This is a genomic window from Pseudomonas sp. P1_A1, from assembly GCF_056406935.1.
In genome coordinates this window covers 211,886-232,232 of record NZ_JBFTZE010000004.1, presented here as the reverse complement: position 1 = coordinate 232,232, position 20,347 = coordinate 211,886, and the positions used below count along the sequence as shown (strand labels likewise).

Annotated in this window: 17 protein-coding genes; 4 read left to right on the top strand and 13 right to left on the bottom strand. The window is 59.8% G+C overall.

Translation table 11 applies throughout. The annotated features are described in order from the left end of the window. Window positions 1-6 precede the first annotated feature (6 nt). Window positions 7-921 carry a LysR family transcriptional regulator gene (locus tag AC1D2Q_RS07980; RefSeq protein ID WP_477812848.1) on the top strand — a complete coding sequence of 305 codons (915 nt, stop codon included), beginning with the start codon at window positions 7-9 and terminating at the stop codon, window positions 919-921. Between the two features lie 41 nt (window positions 922-962). Here AC1D2Q_RS07980 and AC1D2Q_RS07975 read toward each other — a convergent pair whose 3' ends face one another. The 9 genes from AC1D2Q_RS07975 to AC1D2Q_RS07935 form a co-directional block, all read right to left on the bottom strand. Then, window positions 963-1,442 (bottom strand): DoxX family protein, encoded by a 480-nt coding sequence (locus AC1D2Q_RS07975; protein ID WP_477812847.1) that lies wholly within the window; start codon window positions 1,440-1,442, stop codon window positions 963-965. Next, window positions 1,439-2,200 (bottom strand): HvfC/BufC N-terminal domain-containing protein, encoded by a 762-nt coding sequence (locus AC1D2Q_RS07970; protein WP_477812846.1) that lies wholly within the window; start codon window positions 2,198-2,200, stop codon window positions 1,439-1,441. The genes AC1D2Q_RS07975 and AC1D2Q_RS07970 overlap by 4 nt, the downstream gene beginning before the upstream one ends. Next, window positions 2,197-3,051, bottom strand: coding sequence for an MNIO family bufferin maturase (gene bufB / locus AC1D2Q_RS07965; RefSeq protein WP_477812845.1), 855 nt, complete (start codon window positions 3,049-3,051; stop codon window positions 2,197-2,199). The genes AC1D2Q_RS07970 and bufB overlap by 4 nt, the downstream gene beginning before the upstream one ends. 25 nt (window positions 3,052-3,076) lie before the next feature. Next, window positions 3,077-3,382 (bottom strand): BufA1 family periplasmic bufferin-type metallophore, encoded by a 306-nt coding sequence (locus AC1D2Q_RS07960; RefSeq protein WP_105348420.1) that lies wholly within the window; start codon window positions 3,380-3,382, stop codon window positions 3,077-3,079. Between the two features lie 213 nt (window positions 3,383-3,595). Continuing rightward, window positions 3,596-4,297, bottom strand: a complete 702-nt coding sequence (locus AC1D2Q_RS07955; protein ID WP_007935860.1) for an ABC transporter ATP-binding protein — start codon at window positions 4,295-4,297, stop codon at window positions 3,596-3,598. Further along, a complete protein-coding gene (gene livG, locus AC1D2Q_RS07950) occupies window positions 4,298-5,065 on the bottom strand; it encodes a high-affinity branched-chain amino acid ABC transporter ATP-binding protein LivG (RefSeq protein ID WP_305411391.1) in 768 nt (255 codons plus the stop codon). Then, window positions 5,062-6,318 (bottom strand): high-affinity branched-chain amino acid ABC transporter permease LivM, encoded by a 1,257-nt coding sequence (locus tag AC1D2Q_RS07945; protein WP_019580927.1) that lies wholly within the window; start codon window positions 6,316-6,318, stop codon window positions 5,062-5,064. The genes livG and AC1D2Q_RS07945 overlap by 4 nt, the downstream gene beginning before the upstream one ends. Beyond that, window positions 6,315-7,238, bottom strand: a complete 924-nt coding sequence (gene livH / locus AC1D2Q_RS07940) for a high-affinity branched-chain amino acid ABC transporter permease LivH (RefSeq protein WP_018926893.1) — start codon at window positions 7,236-7,238, stop codon at window positions 6,315-6,317. Before livH ends, AC1D2Q_RS07945 begins: the two co-directional genes overlap by 4 nt. A gap of 227 nt (window positions 7,239-7,465) precedes the next feature. After that, on the bottom strand, window positions 7,466-8,593 hold the full coding sequence (locus AC1D2Q_RS07935; protein ID WP_477812844.1) for a branched-chain amino acid ABC transporter substrate-binding protein: 1,128 nt from the start codon (window positions 8,591-8,593) through the stop codon (window positions 7,466-7,468). A gap of 350 nt (window positions 8,594-8,943) precedes the next feature. Here AC1D2Q_RS07935 and AC1D2Q_RS07930 point away from each other — a divergent pair, with 350 nt between their 5' ends. Then, complete coding sequence (locus AC1D2Q_RS07930; RefSeq protein WP_477812960.1) at window positions 8,944-9,249, top strand: DUF2288 domain-containing protein; 306 nt, start codon at window positions 8,944-8,946, stop codon at window positions 9,247-9,249. Window positions 9,250-9,522: 273 nt separating this feature from the next. Here AC1D2Q_RS07930 and AC1D2Q_RS07925 read toward each other — a convergent pair whose 3' ends face one another. Then, window positions 9,523-11,721, bottom strand: a complete 2,199-nt coding sequence (locus tag AC1D2Q_RS07925) for a hypothetical protein (protein ID WP_477812843.1) — start codon at window positions 11,719-11,721, stop codon at window positions 9,523-9,525. A 197-nt stretch (window positions 11,722-11,918) separates the two neighbouring features. On the opposite strand from AC1D2Q_RS07925, the gene AC1D2Q_RS07920 reads away from it, so the two are divergent. Further along, window positions 11,919-12,815 (top strand): NAD(P)-dependent oxidoreductase, encoded by an 897-nt coding sequence (locus AC1D2Q_RS07920; RefSeq protein ID WP_477812842.1) that lies wholly within the window; start codon window positions 11,919-11,921, stop codon window positions 12,813-12,815. On the opposite strand, the gene AC1D2Q_RS07915 is transcribed toward AC1D2Q_RS07920, so the two are convergent. Then, window positions 12,706-14,982: a putative bifunctional diguanylate cyclase/phosphodiesterase gene (locus AC1D2Q_RS07915; RefSeq protein ID WP_477812841.1), complete on the bottom strand. Its 2,277-nt coding sequence runs from the start codon at window positions 14,980-14,982 to the stop codon at window positions 12,706-12,708. The genes AC1D2Q_RS07920 and AC1D2Q_RS07915 overlap by 110 nt on opposite strands. Before the next feature lie 148 nt (window positions 14,983-15,130). After that, complete coding sequence (locus tag AC1D2Q_RS07910) at window positions 15,131-15,496, bottom strand: YkgJ family cysteine cluster protein (protein WP_018926887.1); 366 nt, start codon at window positions 15,494-15,496, stop codon at window positions 15,131-15,133. 281 nt (window positions 15,497-15,777) lie between these two features. On the opposite strand from AC1D2Q_RS07910, the gene AC1D2Q_RS07905 reads away from it, so the two are divergent. After that, the gene (locus tag AC1D2Q_RS07905) at window positions 15,778-17,127 is read left to right on the top strand and encodes a spinster family MFS transporter (RefSeq protein ID WP_477812840.1); all 1,350 of its coding nucleotides are present in this window, start codon (window positions 15,778-15,780) and stop codon (window positions 17,125-17,127) included. 194 nt (window positions 17,128-17,321) lie between these two features. On the opposite strand, the gene rapA is transcribed toward AC1D2Q_RS07905, so the two are convergent. After that, on the bottom strand, window positions 17,322-20,168 hold the full coding sequence (gene rapA, locus AC1D2Q_RS07900) for an RNA polymerase-associated protein RapA (RefSeq protein ID WP_477812839.1): 2,847 nt from the start codon (window positions 20,166-20,168) through the stop codon (window positions 17,322-17,324). Window positions 20,169-20,347 lie beyond the last annotated feature (179 nt).

Here is a 20,347-nt window from a genome sequence, read left to right as displayed (position 1 = left end):
CAATCCATGAGCGAAATGGACGACCTGGCAGCGTTCGCGGTGTTGATCGAGGCGGGCAGTTTCACCCTGGCCGCCCAGCAATTGGGTTGCAGCAAAGGGCAACTCTCCAAGCGCATCAGCCTGCTGGAAACACGCTTTGGCGTGGTGTTGCTGCAGCGCACCACGCGCCGCTTGAGCCTGACGGCGGCGGGCGCGGCGTTGTTACCGCAAGCCCAGGCACTGGTGGTGCAAGTGGAGCGTGCGCGTCAGGCGTTGGCGCGGCTGAAAGACGACATGGCCGGCCCTGTGCGGATGACGGTGCCGGTTTCACTGGGGGAAACGTTCTTTGACGGCGCACTGCTGGAATTTTCCCGGCAGTACCCCGAGGTGCAGATCGAGCTGGAACTCAACAACCACTACCGTGATCTGTCCCGGGACGGGTTCGACCTGGCGATCCGCTCGGAAGTGGCCAACGACGAACGCCTGGTCGCCCGACCGCTGCTGGCCTGGCACGAGATGACTTGCGCCAGCCCCACGTATCTTGAGCGATTCGGTGAGCCGCTGACGCCTCAGGCCTTGGCCGAACACCGCTGCCTGCTCAACAGCCATTACAGCGGTCGCGAAGAATGGCTCTATCACCAACAGCACGAATTAACGCGGGTGCGAGTGTCGGGTCCGTTTGCCAGCAACCATTACAACCTCTTGAAGAAAGCTGCACTGACCGGTGCCGGCATTGCGCGTTTGCCGTCCTATCTGCTGCAGGAGGAATTGGCCGACGGGCGTTTGCGCTGGCTGCTGCGCGATTATCAAACCCGCAGCATGCCGATGTATCTGGTGCATCCGTATCAGGGTGGTTTGCCCAAGCGCACCCAAGTATTGGCCGATTATTTGATCGGTTGGTTCAAGCGCAGTGGTGAGGCGTTGGATCGGCTTCAACGATAACGTCTCACCACACAACCTTTATGGGAGTTCTGAGGTTGGTATCAGCGGGCGTAACGCCGGGCAATCAGGTGATCGATCGACAACTTGCCAGGTCCAGTCGCCATCAAGTACAGCAACACCGCCGCCCAGGTGCCGTGGGTCGGATACGCATCGGGGTACACGAACAGTTGAATGGTCAGGGTCATGCCCAGCAGCGCCAGGGCCGAAAAGCGCGTGGCGAAGCCGATCAGGATCAGTATCGGAAAGAAATGCTCGGCGAAGGCCGCCAGGTGCGCCGCCAGTTCCGGGGAGAGCAACGGCACATGGTATTCGCTCTGGAACAACGGAATGGTCGAGTCCGCCAGCCTTGGCACGCCGAGTTCAAAGGTGCCGTCGATCAAGTCAATGGCCAGGCCTTCCACCTTGGTTTGCCCGGACTTCCAGAACACCGCAGCAATCGAAAAACGCGCGATAAAGGCGATCAGGCTGTGGGGGATTTTTTCCAGCAGCGTGATGGCGCGGGTAGTGGGGTTTGTGTTCATGGCGATACCTGGTTGTGGTGTAAATGAGTGATGGCGTTGTGGCTGATCAGCAGCGCCAGGGTTTGGCTGAGATCGAAGGCCGGCGCGTTTTCCAGCGCTTGGCTCAGGGGCTGGCCGAGTCGCAGGCTCTGAATGAAGGTGCTGGCGCCGTGGTCGATGGCGAAGACCTCAACCTCCAGTTCGTTACGCAGCACCAGCGCGTTTTGCCCGTGGCCGAGGTCGATCCCGGCCAGCGTCGCGTCCTGTTGATGCGCCGCCCAGATGGCGACCACGGCGAAGGCTGAAGTCAGCAGATCGAGGGAGGGATGAAGCCCAAGCGTCAGCTCGCTCAGTGCCTGTGGGTCCGACAGCACGGCGGCGATTTGCTCATGGCCCAAAGGCTGCGCATCAGCGGCGTGATAGGCCTGAACGCGCAAGCGCTCCAGCCGCGCCACATCGGCCAGATAAGGCACGCTGGCTGCCGGTTCAAAATTGTCGATGAACTCGGCGAAGTCCTTGCCGTAGTCGTTGATGAGCGGGCTTTGCGGTGGGCAACTGTGCACATACAACCCTGCCATCGCCCGGAAAAACTCATCACCGACCAACTGCATAGCCACCGGATAACTGTCGGCCAAGGCGTCGATCAGCGAACTCTGCACATTGTTGCGATACACCGCGAAACGGCTGGCCGGATCGGCGCCGTTGGCACTGAACACACCCTCGGGGCAGGGCCGTTGCGGATCGAGCAGGGCGGCGGTAAAAGCGGCTTGAGTGCTCATGGCCGGCTCCCCGCGCGGTGCAGCAACTCATCGGCATGACGGGCTTCGGCGTGCAGTACGTTGAAGGCCGGTAAGCGGTTGTCGCGTTCGATCAACGTGGCGATCGGGCCGACCCGCTCCAGCACCTGCGAGTACAGCGCCCACACCGCGTTATCGACGGGTGCACCGTGATCGTCGATCAGCAGTCGGTCACCAAGGCTGTCGGCGTCTTCGGCAAACCCCGCCAGATGAATCTCTCCCACCGCGTGCAGCGGCAGGGCGTCGATGTAGGCCAGTGGATCTTTTTGGTGATTGATGCAGGAAACGTAAACGTTGTTGACGTCCAGCAGCAGGCCGCAGCCGGTGCGGTGAATGACGTCACTGATGAAGTCGGCTTCATCGATTGTCGAGTTCTGGAACGCCAGGTATGTCGCCGGGTTTTCCAGCAGCATCGGGCGTTTGAGGGTGTTCTGCACCTGATCGATGTGCTCGCAGACGCGGTTCAGTGTCGGCGCATCGTAGGCCAGGGGCAGCAGGTCATTGAGAAACACCGGGCCATGGCTGGACCAGGCCAGGTGTTCGGAAAAGGAGTGGGGTTGATAGCGCTCGATCAGCGCGGCGAGCCTTTGCAGGTGCTGACCATCCAGCGGACCTTCGGCACCGATGGACAGGCCAACGCCGTGCAGCGACAGCGGATACTGCTCGCGGATCAACCCCAGAAAATGATGAAACGGGCCGCCGGCCACCATGTAGTTTTCGGCGTGGACTTCGAAGAAACCGATGTCCGGTTGTGCACCGAGCACTTCACGAAAGTGCTCGGTCTTGAGCCCCAGCCCGGAGCGGGGCGGGAGCCCGGAGAATGAATGGTTCATGGTCGACACTCAGGCTGGGGGCTGATTACGACTTGGCTTTGTAGGCTTCCAACTGGCCGAAACCGGTTGGCGAAGTCTTGCTCTCGGTGGTCATGCAGGTGCCTTTCGGGACGAGTTTCCAGGCATTGGCCTGGTGATCCATTTTGGCGGTGCCGGCGCAAGTGGTGCCGGCGCCTGCGGCGCAATCGTTATGACCTTTCATGGCCACGCCGAAGCATTTTTCCATGTTGGCGTCAGCGGCATGGGCCGTGGAGACCGCGGCGATGCTCAAGGCAGAACCAAGGGCCAGAACCAGGGCGGTGGCGGACAGGGTGCGGGTGGTAGCAGTCATGATGTTTCTCCGAAATTGAGCTTGATATGGCAAGCGTTTGTGCTTGCTTACCGCTCTAGAGAAACGACAACGCGGGGTGTTACAGCTGACAGAGATTTTTTTTTCAGGAATCCTCAAAACACCACGAATCTCCTGTGTGATCTTTATTGTTGTGAGGTTTGTGCCAGGCACAAAAAAACGGCCCGAAGGCCGTTTTTCGTTTGCCGCAAAGGCTTAACCGCCGAGGTACGCTTCGCGCACTTTCGGGTCGGTCAACAGCGCTTCACCGGTCCCGCTCATCACCACCCGGCCGTTTTCCAGCACGTAGGCACGGTCGGCGATTTTCAGGGCCTGGTTGGCGTTCTGCTCCACCAGGAACACCGTCACACCGTCCTTGCGCAGTTGTTCGATGATGTCGAAGATCTGCTGGATGATGATCGGTGCCAGGCCCAGCGATGGCTCGTCGAGCAGCAACAGCTTGGGCTTGCTCATCAGCGCGCGGCCGATGGCGAGCATTTGCTGTTCGCCGCCGGACATGGTGCCGCCGCGTTGGGCAAAGCGTTCTTTCAGGCGTGGGAAAAGTCCCAGAACCTTGTCCATCTGTTCCTGATAATCGCCCTTGTCGGTGAAGAACCCGCCCATGGCGAGGTTTTCTTCCACGGTCAGGCGGGCAAACACCCGACGGCCTTCCGGAACCACGGCGATGCTTTTACGCATGATGTGCGACGAGTCCTGGCCAACGAGCTCTTCGCCCATGTAGCGGATGCTGCCGCTGTGGGCTTGCGGCGAACCGCAGAGGGTCATCAGCAGGGTCGACTTGCCGGCACCGTTGGCGCCGATCAGGGTCACGATCTCGCCCTGGCGGACTTCGACGTTGACGCTGTGCAGCGCCTGGATCTTGCCGTAGAAGGTGGAAACGTTTTCGAACTGCAGCATTTACGCTTCCCCCAGGTAGGCTTTGATCACTTCAGGATTGTCGCGGATCTGCTCCGGCGTGCCGTTGGCCAGCGGTGTGCCCTGGTTGATCACGAAGATATGGTCGGAAATGCTCATGACCAGTTTCATGTCGTGCTCGATCAACAGCACCGTCACATTATGCTCTTCACGCAGCGTGCCGATCAGCGCCTTGAGGTCCTCGGTTTCCCGCGGGTTGAGGCCGGCGGCCGGCTCGTCGAGCATGAGGATGCTTGGACGGGTCATCATGCAGCGGGCGATTTCCAGGCGGCGCTGCTGACCATAAGCCAGGGTGCCGGCCGGGCGGTTGGCGAACTCCTTGAGGTTGACCTTGTCGAGCCAGAACTCGGCGTATTCCATGGCCTCGCGTTCGCTTCTGCGGAACGACGGGGTCTTGAACAGACCGGCCAGGAAGTTGGTGTTCAGGTGGCGGTGCTGGGCGATCAGCAGGTTTTCCACGGCGGTCATGTCCTTGAACAGCCGCACGTTCTGGAAAGTCCGCACCACGCCTTTGCCGGCGATCTTGTGGCCGGGCAGGCCTTCGATCGCTTCACCGTTGAGCTGGATAGTGCCGGCGGTGGGTTTGTAGAACCCGGTCAGGCAGTTGAATACAGTGGTCTTGCCGGCGCCGTTGGGGCCGATCATCGAGACCACTTGTTTCTCTTTGACGCTCAAGGCTACGCCATTGACCGCCAACAGGCCGCCGAAGCGCATGCTCAGGCCATCTACTTTCAGGATCTCTCTGCTCATTTACGCAGCTCCATGTGAGGACGTTGCATGGGCAGCAGACCTTGAGGACGCCAGATCATCATCAGCACCATCAAGGCGCCGAACATCAACATGCGGTATTCGCTGAAGTCACGCATCAGTTCGGGCAACAGGATCATCACGACAGCCGCGAGAACCACGCCCAACTGCGAGCCCATGCCGCCCAACACCACGATGGCGAGGATGGTGGCCGACTCGATGAAGGTGAACGACTCCGGCGTGACCAGACCCTGACGCGCGGCGAAGAAGCTACCGGCGAAACCGGCGAAGCAGGCACCCAGGGTAAAGGCCGACAGCTTGATCACGGTCGGGTTCAGGCCCAGGGCGCGGCAGGCGATTTCGTCTTCGCGCAAGGCTTCCCAGGCACGGCCGATCGGCATGCGCAGCAGGCGGTTGATCACGAACAGCGCGAACAGTGCCAGCAACAGCGCCACCAGGTACAGGAAAACCACCTTGCTCACCGGGTTGTACGTCAGGCCGAAGAACTCGTGGAAGGTCTGCATGCCTTCGGCGGCCGTTCTTTCGAAGGTCAGGCCGAACAGCGACGGTTTGGGAATGTTGCTGATGCCGTTCGGTCCACCGGTGAGGCCCGTCAGGTTGCGCAGGAACAGACGGATGATCTCACCGAAGCCCAGGGTCACGATCGCCAGATAGTCACCACGCAGGCGCAGCACCGGGAAACCGAGCAGGAAGCCGAATGTGGCCGCCATCAGGCCGGCGATTGGCAGGCAGATCCAGAAGCTCAGGCCGTAGTAGTGCGACAGCAGCGCATAGCTGTAGGCGCCCACGGCGTAGAAGCCGACGTAACCGAGGTCGAGCAGGCCGGCCAGACCGACCACGATGTTCAGGCCCAGGCCGAGCAGCACGTAGATCAGGATCAGCGTGGCGATGTCCACTGCACCGCGTGAACCGAAGAACGGCCACACCAGTGCCACGACGATCAACGCCATGATGATCCAGCGCTGGGTGGTCGGCAGGGTCAGGAAGTGGCTCGCGCTGGCCGGGATCAGTTTGCCCTTGGGCACGGAGCGCATGGCCGCCGAGTATTCGCGGTCGAACAGCACACGCAGGAACATCAGCACCGAGCAGGTGGCGATGATGATCAGCGTGGAGGTGCTGGCGCCTTCCACTTCGAGGTTGATTCCGGCGATGGACAGTTTCAGGCCGAGTACCGGATAGGCTACGGCCCATACCAGCAGGGCGCTGAACAGCGCCTGTTTGAGATTCCTAGTCATACTTTTTCAACCTCCGGACGGCCCAGCAGGCCGGTTGGCCGGAATAACAGCACCAGGACCAGAAGGCCGAAAGCCACCACGTCCTTGTACTGGTCACCGAATATATCGGCGCCGAATGCTTCGGCTACCCCCAGCACCAGACCACCGAGCATGGCGCCCGGAATGCTGCCGATGCCACCCAGCACCGCCGCGGTAAAGGCTTTGAGGCCTACCAGGAATCCGGCGTTAGGGTTGATCACGCCGTACTGCATGCTCAGCAGTACTGCCGCCACGGCTGCCAGGGCGGCACCGATGACGAAGGTCAGGGCGATGATGTTGTTGGTGTTGATGCCCAGCAGGTTGGCCATCTTGATGTCTTCGGCACAGGCCCGACAGGCGCGTCCCAGACGTGAACGCGAGATGAACTGGGTGAGACAGAGCATCACCACCAGGGTCACCACGAACACCAGGATCTGCATGTAGGAGATCAGCACTTCCTGTGCGCCGCCGGGACCGAAGCTGAAGCTGCCCGGAATCAGGTTGGGGATCGATTTGTCCTTGGAGTCCTGCGAGAGCAGAACGGAGTTCTGCAGGAAGATCGACATGCCGATGGCGGAGATCAGCGGGATCAGGCGGTTACTGCCCCGCAGAGGGCGGTAGGCGATCCGTTCGATACTGTAGCCGTAGGCACTGGTCACTACGATGGTCGCCAGGAAAGCGGCGGTCATCAACAACGGCAGAGAATGGATACCCAGCATGGCCAGTCCGGCAAGGACGATGAAGGCCACGTAGGAACCGATCATGTAGACCTCGCCATGGGCGAAGTTAATCATTCCAATAATGCCGTAAACCATTGTGTAGCCAATGGCTATAAGGGCATAGGTGCTGCCAATGGTCATCCCATTAACCAGCTGTTGGAAGAAGTGATAGATCTCAGGCATTACAGCGCTCCTAAAAACCTGATACGCATTTCACTGGTGGAGTCATGTTCCGGCCCGGGCTGTGTGGTCTGTGGCCACCTTCGCACGAGCGTTTGCCAGCGAACCGCTGGTGACGGTTTTAAGATTTTCAGGTAAGCCAACTCCCGGATCGCGGGACTCTGACTCATTAATCTCGTAAAACAAAGCCCACTGCTTGCGCAGTGGGCTTTATTAATCATGGAGCCAACTTACTGAGGGGAAACTTCGGTCTTTGGTTTACCGAAATGCCACTGATAGACCACGAACTTGAAGTCTTTCAGGTCGCCCTTGTCGTCGAACGACAGGTCGCCAGTCGGAGTCTTGAAGGTGCCTTTGTGAATGGCTTCAGCCACCTTGGCGGTGTCTTCGCTCTTGGCTGCCTTGATACCTTCGGCAATCACTTCGACAGCCGAGTAGGCCGGGAACACGAACGGACCGCTTGGGTCCTGCTTCTTGTCGGCAAAGGCTTGTACCAGTGCTTTGTTGGCTGGGTCCTGGTCGAAGGATTTCGGCAGGGTGACCAACAGGCCTTCGGAAGCATTCTGGGCAATTTGCGAGATGGAGTCGTTGCCGACGCCTTCAGGCCCCATGAACTTGGCTTTCAGGCCTTTTTCCTGGGACTGACGCAGGATCAGGCCCAGCTCCGGGTGGTAGCCGCCGTAGTAGACGAAGTCGACGTTGGCTTGCTTGAGCTTCTGGATGATCGAGGAGAAGTCCTTGTCACCGGCGTTGAGGCCTTCGAACACGGCAACCTTGACGCCTTTCTTCTCAAGGGTCTGTTTCACGGCGGTGGCGATGCCTTCACCGTATTGCTGTTTGTCGTGCAGCACGGCAACGATTTTCGGTTTTACGTGATCGGCAATGTAGTTACCGGCGGCAGGGCCCTGGGCGCTGTCCAGGCCGATGGTGCGGAACACCAGCTTGTAACCACGGGTGGTGATGTCCGGGTTGGTGGCGGCCGGGGTGATCATGATCACGCCTTCGTCTTCGTAGATGTCCGAAGCTGGCTGGGTGGAGCTGGAGCACAGGTGACCGACAACGAATTTCACACCATCGTTGACCACTTTGTTGGCGACGGCCACGGCTTGTTTAGGGTCGCACGCGTCGTCGTATTCCTTGGCTTCGAGCATCTTGCCGTCGACGCCGCCCTTCGCGTTGATCTGCTCGATGGCCATCTTGGCGCCGATGAACTGCATGTCACCGTATTGAGTCACCGGGCCGGTTTTAGGGCCGGCGATGCCGATCTTGATGGTGTCGGCGGCGAACGAATGGCTGGCAACCCCGGCCAGAACCATAGCGGCAAACAGTTTTGAAATCTGCTTAGTAGCCTTAGTCATAGTGCTCCACTCTTACTGTTGTAGTTTTTATAGTCCTGGCGCCGTAGCAGCAGAACCGGGTCAGATATCGTCGATATCCTCCGGAAAATGCCCCCGGCAACTGTACCGGTACAGTGTAGAGCGCCGATTGTTAGCCTGGGAAGCTGGCGCCAGGGGGCAAAACCTGAGGGTGTCGCTTTGTTGAAAGAAAAAGACAGAATCGCGGCAGGATGTTAGCTGGCTAATACTTGAAGCAACAGCATTCCCTGGCTTTCCCGGGTTTTTCAATCGGTGACGCAATTGCATCCGGGTTTTTCTGGCGCAACACCGACGTTATCATTCACATCGATTTCTTTTGCGGACAGCAACCCATGACTCAAGAACCTAGCACCCTCTATGCCAAGCTGCTTGGTGAAACCGCATCTATTACCTGGAAAGAGCTGGAGCCGTTCTTTGCCAGGGGTGCCCTATTGTGGGTCGATCCTGGTCTGGATTTGATCGCCGCGGCCGAAGCAGTGGCGACCGATGAAGGCGAGAAAGTCGCTGCCTGGCTGGCCGCCGACAAGGTCGCCAAGCTGTCTGAAACGCGGGCGCTGGATCTTTTCGAGCGTGATCCGCAGCTGTGGGCCGTGGTTGTTTCGCCGTGGATTATGATCCAGGAAAGGGCGAAGGCTTGAAGGCTTGCACTGATTTGGTGCTTGGTTTTGTCGGGCAAAAGTGTGTAGCCGAGTAGCGTGATGGCACGTTGCCGTGGAGAAAGGCCACAGAAAGGCCGGTATAACGGTGACGTAAACGTAACGGGAACAGTTTATTGAGCATCCGATGGGCTGCTTAATTGTTTCTGGATCTTGGAAAAAAGATCAAAGAATCAGATCAAAAGATCGCAGCCTGCGGCAGCTCCTACAGAGGCATTGCATACACCCGTAGGAGCTGCCGAAGGTTGCGATCCCTCAATAAGCCGTCTTGCCCGTATGGTTATTCAGCGAAATAACCTTGGTCTTGCCAATCCGGTGACGGTAGATCTCGCGCAGGTACTTGATCGCCTTCTTCACGCAATCGCGTGACAAGCGAATGTCATTGATCGAGACGAACTTGTCCTTGTCGTTGATCAGCTCACGGTACTTCTTCTCGTACATCGGTTTGATCGCGTACCAGTTGGTATCGAGGATCTTCGCCGGGTTTTCGAATTCGTTGAGCAGTTCGTCGATCCGCTCTTCGTCGAAGTCTTCATGGATGATGAAGTCCAGGAGCGAATTGTCCAGGGTCTCGTCAAAGCGGTACGGATTTTTCGCAAAGCAACGCTTGATGAACGCCACGATCAGCGTCAGGAAGTCGTCCGACAGGCACGGGCTCTTGGCGATCAAAGTGGTCAGCGACAGGTTGGCCGAGGCGCCGATCACCAGTGCATAACGCTTGAGCGTGGTGTTGGGGAACAGGCTGTTGAGGTGGGTCTTCAAGCGGTTCAGGTCCATGTAGGACAGCTTGTAGTCTTTCGGCAAGGACACAATCGACACCACCGACGAGCAATTCTTGAAGAAGTGCAGGTCGTGCAGTGCGGCCGCGTCATAGCCCGAATTCTTGTACTGCTCGAGCGAGGCGCGGTAGCGCTTGGACTCGATTGGCAACAGGCTGATGCCTTCAATCGCCTGGGTGACTTTGTTGAAGTGCGGCAGGTCGATGGAACGGAAGAACAGATCGTCGATGTTCAGGCGCTGCGGCTCTTTGTCGAACACTTTGAATTTGTCGCTGCTCGGCGGCGGGGTTTCCGGCACCACGGACTCGGCGTAGGCAATTGCCACCGGGCCGGCCAGGCTCATGAACAGATCGTTGGCGTCCAGGCGAATGGTTTCGCCGATGTCGATGCCAGCGCGACGGAAATAGTTCTGGTCGTAGTCGGTGGTGACCGCCTGCGCCGTCAGAATGTTGAATATCTGCTGTGAGATGTACTGGTTGGCGTGCTTTTCCATCGCGTTGACATCGATGTTCTGGATGTTGCCGTCATCGCTTTCTTCGGCATAACGCATGATGTCGTTGGAGATCAGCATCATCGCGTTCCAGGGGCGGATACGGCCCATGACGCTGGCTTCGCTGCTGTCTTCGTTGGCGAAGTTGTAGGAGAAGTCCCACTCTTCCGACAGGTATTTGCACAGCAGGCGACCGGCGTTGATGTGCAGCGCTTCGGACATTTCGCTGCGGTGATCGGAAATGTTCGGCAGTACGCAGATGCCGCTGGTGAAGATCGGCTCGAAGACGAAGGAATGGCCGCTCTTGCCGTCGTGTTCGTCCATCGGCTTGGTGTCGAACGTCTTGTTCATGTACGAGTGCTGCTGGGCCAGGCCGAATTCCGAGGCCATGCCCGAACCGGTACCGCCGCCAGCACTGAAGATCGAGAAATACAGGCGCGACTGGTTGGCCTTGATCCCGCAGCTGTCGATCAGGTACGAGTGAATCATCTTCCAGTCGGGGCTGGAGAAGCGCTGGGTGTCCTTGTTCAGGATGATCTTGGCCAGGTACTGGCCGAGGATCGGCGCGTTACCGGCGCCACCGGCGTGGACTTCCGACAAGTCCATGATTTTCATTTTGCTGTAGTCGCGCAAAAAGCCGCTTTTTTCGCCCTTGCGCGAGAAACGGATGCGACCGGCGATGTCCTTGTCCAGGTCACCGAGCATCACCAGCGGTTCCACCAGGAATACCGGTTTGGTGGCCTTGTTCGGCCCCAGGCGCAGGTTGTTGCGAATCCACTGCGCCGGGCTGTAGCCCTTTTCGGCGTAGCGTTTATCCGGCGACAGACGGTCTTCGTTGTTGAATTCGTTGAGGTAGAACTTGCGGGCGTTGTACACCAGCTCCGCCACATCCAGCGCTATGTTCGAACCGCAGCGGCCCAGGCCGATCAGGCACACCGAGGGGAATTCCTGGTCGTTGTGCTGTTCGTTGTCGCCTTCCAGATGGGGCGGGCGCGGGAACACCAGGTCGCGCAGGCCGTCGAGGTTGTCGAGGATGCGGTCGGTATTGGTTTCGGTGAAGTACAGGTATTGCTGAGTCGACAGCGGACGCGACGGGGTCAATGGCTTCGACGATGAGGGGCTGTTCGCCGCGGGGCTCAGGGTCAGGTCGGATACCGCGGTGGCCGGATTGTTTTTAGAAGTCATTGTGCGCCATATACCTGGACTGGTCGGCTCGGCGACAAGTGTCATCGAGTCATCACGGAATGGGATCTCGCGTCTTTTTTTAGCGCGAATGTGGCCCAAGCGTCAGGGCCTTGGCCTGAACATCGCTCGGGGGAATCCTTTCCTTAACCATGATGAGTCGGCCAATATTCGATGATCTTTAATCAAAGGGAGGCTAAATGATGGCAACGTTGTCTGCGCTGGGGTTCGCCGGAATCGGCCTGATGGGTTTGCCGATGTGTCGACGCCTGTTGGCGGCCGGTTATCCGCTGACGGTGTGGAACCGCAACCCGGCCAAGTGTGCAGCACTGATCGAGGCCGGCGCGCGGCAAGTGGCGACACCGGCCGAGCTGTGTCAGCACGCCGACGTGGTGATGTTGTGCCTGGCCGATACCGCAGTAGTACGTGAGGTGGTGTTTGGCGCGGCAGGCGTTGCCGAGGGGGCGAAAAGCGGCCAGTTGCTGGTGGATTTTTCCAGCCTGGAGCCCACCGCAACGCGGGAAATGGCCACAGCACTGGCCAATAAAACCGGGATGGGTTGGCTCGATGCGCCAGTGTCCGGCGGGGTGGTCGGCGCCGAGGCCGGCAGCCTGGCGATCATGGTCGGTGGCGAGGCGGTAGATCTTGCGCGCGTGCGGCCGATGTTGCTGACCCTTGGCCAGCGCGTGACCCACATGGGCGCGATCGGCGCGGGGCAGGTGACCAAGGCCTGCAATCAGATGATCGTCGCCTGCAATGCCTTGGTCATTGCTGAAGTGGTGGCCCTGGCCGAGCGCTCCGGGGTCGATGCCAGCCTGATTGCCGAGGCGCTGGCCGGTGGTTTCGCCGATTCAAAACCGTTGCAGATTCTCGTGCCGCAAATGGCCGAAAGCCGTTTCGAGCCCGTGAAATGGCACGTACGCACGTTGCTCAAGGATCTCGACACCGCCGTGAAATTTTCCCGCGAACAGGGTTCGGCCACGCCGATCAGCGGATTGGCCGCACAACTGATGCGCCTCCATGGAGGGCAGGGGTTCCTGGAAAAGGATCCCTCGACGTTGGTGCAGTTGTACCGTGAGCCAGACTCAATGGATTGACGGCATGCGTGTGCTGGTTGATTTCGGCCAGTACCGGCCGCAACTCAGCCAGCGGCACCGGATGGCTAAGCAGGTAGCCCTGGACGAAATCGCAGCCGTGGCGTTGGAGAAAGTCATATTGCTCGAGGGTCTCGACACCTTCGGTGACGACCTGCAAATGCAGGGTATGGGCCATGACGATAATGGCCTGGACGATTTCCATGTCCTGGGTGGCCATGGGAATGTCCTGAATGAACGAGCGGTCGATCTTCAGCGTGTTTAATGGCAGGCGCCTGAGGTAGGCCAGGGAGGAATAGCCGGTGCCGAAGTCGTCGATTGACAACGAAACACCAAGGGCGCGAATCTGCCGCAGCAACACCAGGGTGTTGGAAATATTGCCCATCAGCGCATTTTCGGTCACCTCCAACTCCAATCGCTGGGGCGTCACCCCGTAGATGCGCAGGGCGTGTTCGATTTCATCGGCCAGTTCTTCTCGCGCCAGGTTCAGGGGCGAGCAATTCACTGCGATCTTGAGGTCTTCGCAATCGTGGCGGGACAGTTCGCCCAGGTCTTCGCAGGCTTTGCGCAATACCCAATTGTCCAGTTCGGCGATCAGGCCGTTAGCCTCGGCGATGGCGATGAACCGGTCCGGCGTCAGCAATCCGTGAACCGGGTGTTGCCAGCGGACCAGCGCTTCAAGTTTGCTGACTCGGCCGATTCTCAGGTCATAGATCGGCTGGTAATACAGCATCAACCCGGAGTCTTCGCGCAGGGCGTGACGCAGTTCTTCTTCGAGTTGCAACTCCAGGGTGGCGCGGGCTTTCAGGTTGGAACTGAAAAAGTGCAACCCGTTACGACCGCTGTCCTTGGACTGATACAGCGCCAGGTCGGCGTTCTTCAGCAGTTCTTCGCAGGTCTTGCCGTCTTCCGGAAACAGGCTGATGCCGATGCTGGTGGTCATGACCATGCGCCGTCCGGACAACTCGATGGGGTCCTTCATTTTCAGCATGATGCGCTGGGCCATATGCCGCGCTTCTTCACGGTCGTACAAGTTGATGAGGAGGCAGAATTCGTCGCCTCCGAAACGCGCCACCACGTCTTCGTGGCTGCGCACCGAGGCCTTGATATGGCTGGCGAGGACTTTGAGCAGTTCGTCGCCAGCGTCATGGCCAAGGCTGTCGTTGATTCGCTTGAAGTGGTCGATGTCGAGGAATATCACCGCGAGCATGCCGCCTTCGTTGGTTTTTTCGATGAGTTTCTCGGCGAAGAGCTGGTTGAAGCCCCGGCGGTTGAGCAGGTTGGTCAAGGGGTCGTAGTGCGCCACCTGTTGCAGCGACATGCGTGCCTGATCCAGTTGACCGAGCAGGGCGTTGACCCGCTGCAGGTCGGACTCCTTGTGTTGCAGCTTCTTGTCCGCCAGTGCGGCACTGATGCTGCTGCCGATGATCAACAGCGCCATCACTGCCACTGTCAGCCCCAGTTGCAGGTGATTGTTGTCGCCGGGCAGCGGTTGAAGGCTGTCATCGGGCAGCACCAGGTTGAGCGATGCCATGCCGGTGAAATGCATGCTGACAATGCCGGCCCCGAGCACCAGGCTGGCGGTGTATTTGAGCAGTAGATGATACGCACCGGTGTCATCGCGCAAGTGACTGGAAATCAACAGGGCAGCCAGGCTGGCGCCGATGGCGATCACGATGGAGAGCACGAACAAGGCGGGTTGGTAATAGACCAGCGCATTCGATCGCAGTGCGGCCATGCCCACGTAGTGCATGGTCGCAATGCCCAGGCCGATCCACACCGCGGCCCGCAGGTATTGCCAGAAATTCAGCTGGGGGTGGCTGAGGGTGTACATGGCCAGCCACGAGGCGGTCAGGGCGAACAACAGCGAGATCAGGGTGGTGGGCAGGTGGTAATGGATTTCGATCGGCACCTGGAACGCCAGCATGCTGATGAAGTGCATGGACCAGATACCGCCCGCCAGACACCCGGCGCCGACCCAGCACCAGAGTCGTTGAGAGGCGGATTTTTCCACATGACCCACCCGCTCGGTCATGTCCAGCGTGGCGAAACCGGCCGTGCAGGCGACCAGATAGGCCAGCAACACCAGAAACGGGTTATGGGTGCAATTGAGTATGACCTGCCCGCTTTCCGGCAGCCCGGTCATGAAATGCAAACCAAGCCACTCCATAGCATGTCCCGTCTGTGAGTCATCTTGGCCTGCGTCATGCGCGCTGGCGAATGCTGGCAGTATAGAGGGCTTACACGGAGCGCAAGGAATGATAGCGCAATGATGTCAAATATTTTTCGAATGGCTTGATTGCGGTCGCTGCCAAGCCTTAGGCGATCTGCTCAAAAGGCGTTTCGAATTCAGGTTGCAGGGCGGGCAGCCCGAACGCGGCCCGTGCCGCATCGCAATCCACGTTCGCCTCGCCATTGGCCCAGGAGGCGTCGAACTCCCGACAAGTGCTGGAACGCTGATCGTAAATCGAGCACTGCACGGTGCTGCCCACTTCGCCCACCAGACCGACACAGCGAACGGGTTTGCAGTCTGTGCCCAGCATGGCCACCCGGCTGGGGCTGATGGACGTGACCAGTTCGTCAGGCACCGTGCCCCCGGCCGAGGTGCATTCACCCCAGAAAAAAGACACGCGGAAATGAGAACAGCAGGCACCGCAATTCAGACACGGACTGGCTTCGGACATGGGCAATGATCAAAGGAGGAATGGGAACGGGGTGGGCAGACAAGGCCGCTATTCTAGGCTTCGCCATGCCGTTGGGAAGGGGGGCGCAGAGGTATTTTTCCAGCTTGCGACTGATGGTGAAAAACCTGGCTTCCTGACAGCACTGATCCCACCGGTTATGCGTGGCGCCATGGGCTGATATCAGCCTTGCGAATAATGACAGACAGCCCTGACGGGCCTGACTAGATTGGAGGTTCCGGGGACAGTGACGGCCCCAACAACAATAAAAAGAGACGGACCCCATGCAGAACTCGACCCAAGCGGCGAATGCCTGGCGCATTCTGTTCCTGTTGTTCCTGGCCAACCTGTTCAACTTCTTCGATCGCACCATTCCGGCGATCATCATCGAGCCGATCCGCATGGAATGGCACCTCAACGACTTTCAGCTGGGGATCATCGGGACCGCATTCACCATCGTTTACGCCATTGCCGGCCTGCCTCTGGGGCGATTGGCCGATACCGGCTCGCGCAGCAAACTGATGGGCTGGGGCCTGGCGGTGTGGAGCGGGCTGACAGCGATCAACGGGTTGGTGGGCAGTTTCTGGAGTTTCCTGATCGTGCGCATGGGCATCGGCATCGGTGAAGCCAGTTACGCGCCGGCCGCCAATTCGCTGATCGGCGACTTGTTCCCGGCGCATCGTCGGGCGCGGGCCATGGGTATTTTCATGCTCGGCTTGCCACTGGGCCTGCTGCTGGCGTTCTTCACCATTGGTGCGATGGTCAAGGCATTCGACAGCTGGCGTGCGCCGTTCTTCATCGCGGCGGTGCCGGGGTTGATCCTGGCGGTCTTCATGTTCTTCATCAAAGAGCCGAAACGTGGCGCGGCGGAAAGCGTGCAGGTTTCACAGGAGCGCGTGGACCGGCCGATCCGTCGAGTGCTGGCGGTGCCGACTTTCCTGTGGTTGGTGATGGCGGGGCTGTGCTTCAACTTCGCCACGTATGCCYGCAACTCGTTTCTGGTGCCGATGCTGCAGCGCTATTTTCTGATGTCGTTGCAGGACGCGGCGGTGGCGACCGGGGTGATCGTCGGAGTGACCGGGTTGTTCGGCCTGACACTAGGCGGATGGATTGCCGACAAGATTCACCAGCGGGTGGCCAACGGGCGACTGTTGTTCGCCGCATTCAGCCTGGTCATTTCGACGTTGTGCACGGCTTGGGCGCTGCATGCCGGGCGGATTGAGATCGGGGTATTTGTCGCGGTGTTCAGCCTGGGGTGGTTGTTCGCTTACAACTTCTACACCTGCGTGTACACGGCGATTCAGGACGTGGTCGAACCACGCCTGCGGGCGACGGCGATGGCGTTGTTCTTTGCCGGGTTGTATCTGTTGGGCGGTGGTTTGGGGCCGGTAGTGGTGGGCGGTCTGTCCGATCACTTCGCCCATACCGCGATGCTCTCGGCGGGTGCCGAGCAGATGACCGAGGCCTTCAAGGCTGTCGGCCTGCATGACGCGATGTACCTGATCCCGGTGGCGCTGTTTTTCACCATGGTGTTTCTGTTTTTGGCATCGCGGTGTTTTGTGCGGGATGCGAAGCGGATGAAGGAAGGGCTGGTGGCAGTGGTTGAGCCAAAGGGCGCTGCGGTCACGGCCTGAGGATTGATCGTTCCCACGCTCTGCGTGGGAATGCCTCAAGGGACGCTCCGCGTTCCTGCTCCGGAAAGGGACGCGGAGCGTCCCGGGCTGCATTCCCACGCGGAGCGTGGGAACGATCGGCGGGCGGGACAAGGCAAACAAAAAGGCCCGCATCGCTGCGGGCCTTTTCATTTTTGGCGATGGAGCAGGGCGGTTTAGCCCGCTACCAACACCCGAATCGCTTCCAGTCGCAATGCCGCTTTGTCGAGCATGGCCAGGCCTTGCTCGCGTTGCTTGCGCAGGGCAACCAGTTCGCTGTCGCGCACGGTCGGGTTGACCGCTTGCAAGGCGGTCAGGCGCGCCAGTTCTTCGTCGGTATCGGCCGCCAGGCGACGTTGTGCCTCGGCCACGCGCTCGGCGTGACGCGGGGTGATCTTCTCTTCGCCGGCATTGATCCGTGGCGTCAGCTGGTCGCGCTGGGCCTGGATGAACTTGTTGGCGCTGGCGCGGGGCACGCTTTCCAGTTGATCGTTCAGGGTTTCGAACGACACCCGGGCCGACAGGTCATTGCCATTGGCGTCGAGCAGGCAGCGCAGGGCGGCCGGCGGCAAGTAACGGCCCAGTTGCAACGAACGCGGGGCAACCACTTCGCTGACGTAGAGCAGTTCCAGCAACACGGTGCCCGGCTTCAGCGCCTTGTTCTTGATCAGCGCCACGGCGGTGTTGCCCATCGAGCCGGACAACACCAGGTCCATGCCACCCTGAACCATCGGGTGTTCCCAGGTGATGAACTGCATGTCTTCACGAGACAGCGCCTGGTTGCGGTCGTAGGTGATGGTCACGCCTTCGTCGTCGCCCAGTGGGAAGCTGGCGTCGAGCATTTTTTCGCTGGGCTTGAGGATCAGCGCGTTTTCCGAATGGTCTTCGCTGTCGATGCCGAAGGCGTCGAACAGGGTTTCCATGTAGATCGGCAGGGCGAACTGATCGTCCTGTTCGAGAATCGCTTCGACCAGCGCATCACCTTCACCCGCGCCGCCGGAGTTGAGTTCCAGCAAGCGGTCGCGACCGGTGTGCAGTTCGTCTTCCAGACGCTCACGCTCGGCGCGGGCCTCGTCGATCAGCGCTTTCCACTCGCCATCGTCGGTCTCTTCCAGCAGCGGTAGCAGGCGCGGGCCGAACTGATGCTGCAAGGCGTTGCCGGTCGGGCAGGTGTTGAGGAATGCGTTCAGCGCTTCGTGGTACCACTGGAACAGCCGCTCTTGCGGGCTGGTTTCCAGGTACGGCACGTGCAGTTCGATGACGTGCTTCTGGCCGATCCGGTCGAGACGACCGATACGTTGCTCCAGCAGATCCGGGTGCGACGGCAGGTCGAACAGCACCAGGTGGTGCGAGAACTGGAAGTTACGACCTTCACTGCCGATTTCCGAGCAGATCAGCACCTGGGCGCCGAATTCTTCGTCGGCAAAGTAGGCGGCGGCGCGGTCACGCTCAAGGATGTTCATGCCTTCGTGGAACACCGTGGCCGGAATGCCGGAACGCACGCGCAGGGCGTCTTCCAGGTCCATGGCGGTTTCGGCGTGAGCACAGATCACCAGCACTTTGGTGCGCTTGAGCATTTTCAGGGTGTCGATCAGCCACTCGACGCGCGGGTCGAATTTCCACCAGCGTTCTTCTTCGTTGGCGTCCGGCTGGGACTGGAAGCTGACTTCCGGGTACAGCTCGATGTGATCGCCCAACGGCAGTTCGAGGTATTCGGCCGGGCACGGCAGCGGGTACGGGTGCAGTTTGCGCTCCGGGAAACCCTGCACGGCGGCGCGGGTGTTACGGAACAGCACGCGGCCAGTGCCATGGCGGTCCAGCAGTTCGCGGACCAGACGGGCGCTGGCTTCGGTATCGCCATCGTTGACGGCGGCCAGCAGGGCTTCGCCTTCGTTACCGAGGAAGCCGTGAATGGTCTTGTGCGCTTCAGGCGACAGGCGCCCTTTGTCCAGCAACTCCTGAACGGCTTCGGCCACCGGGCGATAGTTTTCGCTCTCGGCGCGGAAGGCATGCAGGTCATGGAAACGGTTCGGGTCGAGCAGGCGCAGACGGGCGAAGTGGCTGTCCTGGCCCAGTTGTTCCGGGGTTGCGGTCAGCAGCAATACGCCCGGGATCGTTTCAGCAAGCTGCTCCACCAGGGAGTACTCAGGGCTGACCTGGTCTTCGTGCCACACCAGGTGGTGCGCTTCGTCGACCACCAGCAAATCCCAGCCGGCGGCGAACAGCGCGTCCTGGGCTTTCTCGTCTTCCACCAGCCATTCGAGCGCCACCAGGGCGAGCTGGGTGTCTTCGAACGGGTTGGAGGCATCGCTTTCGATGAAGCGTTCTTCATCGAACAGCGCAACTTGCAGATTGAAGCGGCGGCGCATCTCCACCAGCCACTGGTGCTGGAGGTTTTCCGGCACCAGGATCAGCACGCGGTTCGCGCGGCCCGAAAGCAGTTGGCGATGGATCACCAGACCGGCTTCGATGGTCTTGCCCAGGCCCACTTCGTCGGCCAGCAGAACCCGCGGTGCAATACGGTCGGCGACTTCACGGGCGATGTGCAGCTGGTGCGCGATCGGTTGCGCCCGCACGCCGCCCAGGCCCCAGAGCGATGACTGCAACTGGCGGCTGGTGTGTTCCAGGGTGTGATAACGCAGGGAGAACCAGGCCAGCGGGTCGATCTGGCCGGCGAACAGACGGTCGCTCGCCAGTCGGAACTGAATGAAGTTCGACAGCTGGGTTTCCGGCAGGGTGACCACTTCGTTCTGCCCATTGAGGCCGTGGTAGACCAGCAGGCCGTCGATGTCGTCGACTTCCTGTACGGTCAGTTTCCAGCCTTCGAAGTGAGTAATCGAGTCACCCGGCGAAAACCGCACGCGGGTGAGGGGCGCATTCCGTAGCGCGTACTGGCGAGTGTCGCCAGTGGCCGGGTAGAGCACGGTCAACAAGCGGCCGTCCTGTGCCAGAACGGTGCCTAAACCCAGCTCGGCTTCGCTGTCACTGATCCAGCGTTGCCCCGGTTGATACTGCTGCGCCATGCTGCCTGACTCCCACCTTGAAAAAGCGGGCTATCTTAACGGAATCAGCCCCCAGACCAAAGGTTTACGTGCGCAGGAGCTGCCGAAGGCTGCGAACTTTTCAGGACTTGAAGATCAAAGGATCGCAGGCTGCTCCAGCTCCTGCGGTGCCAAGCGGATCACAAGTTTGCGACCAATGG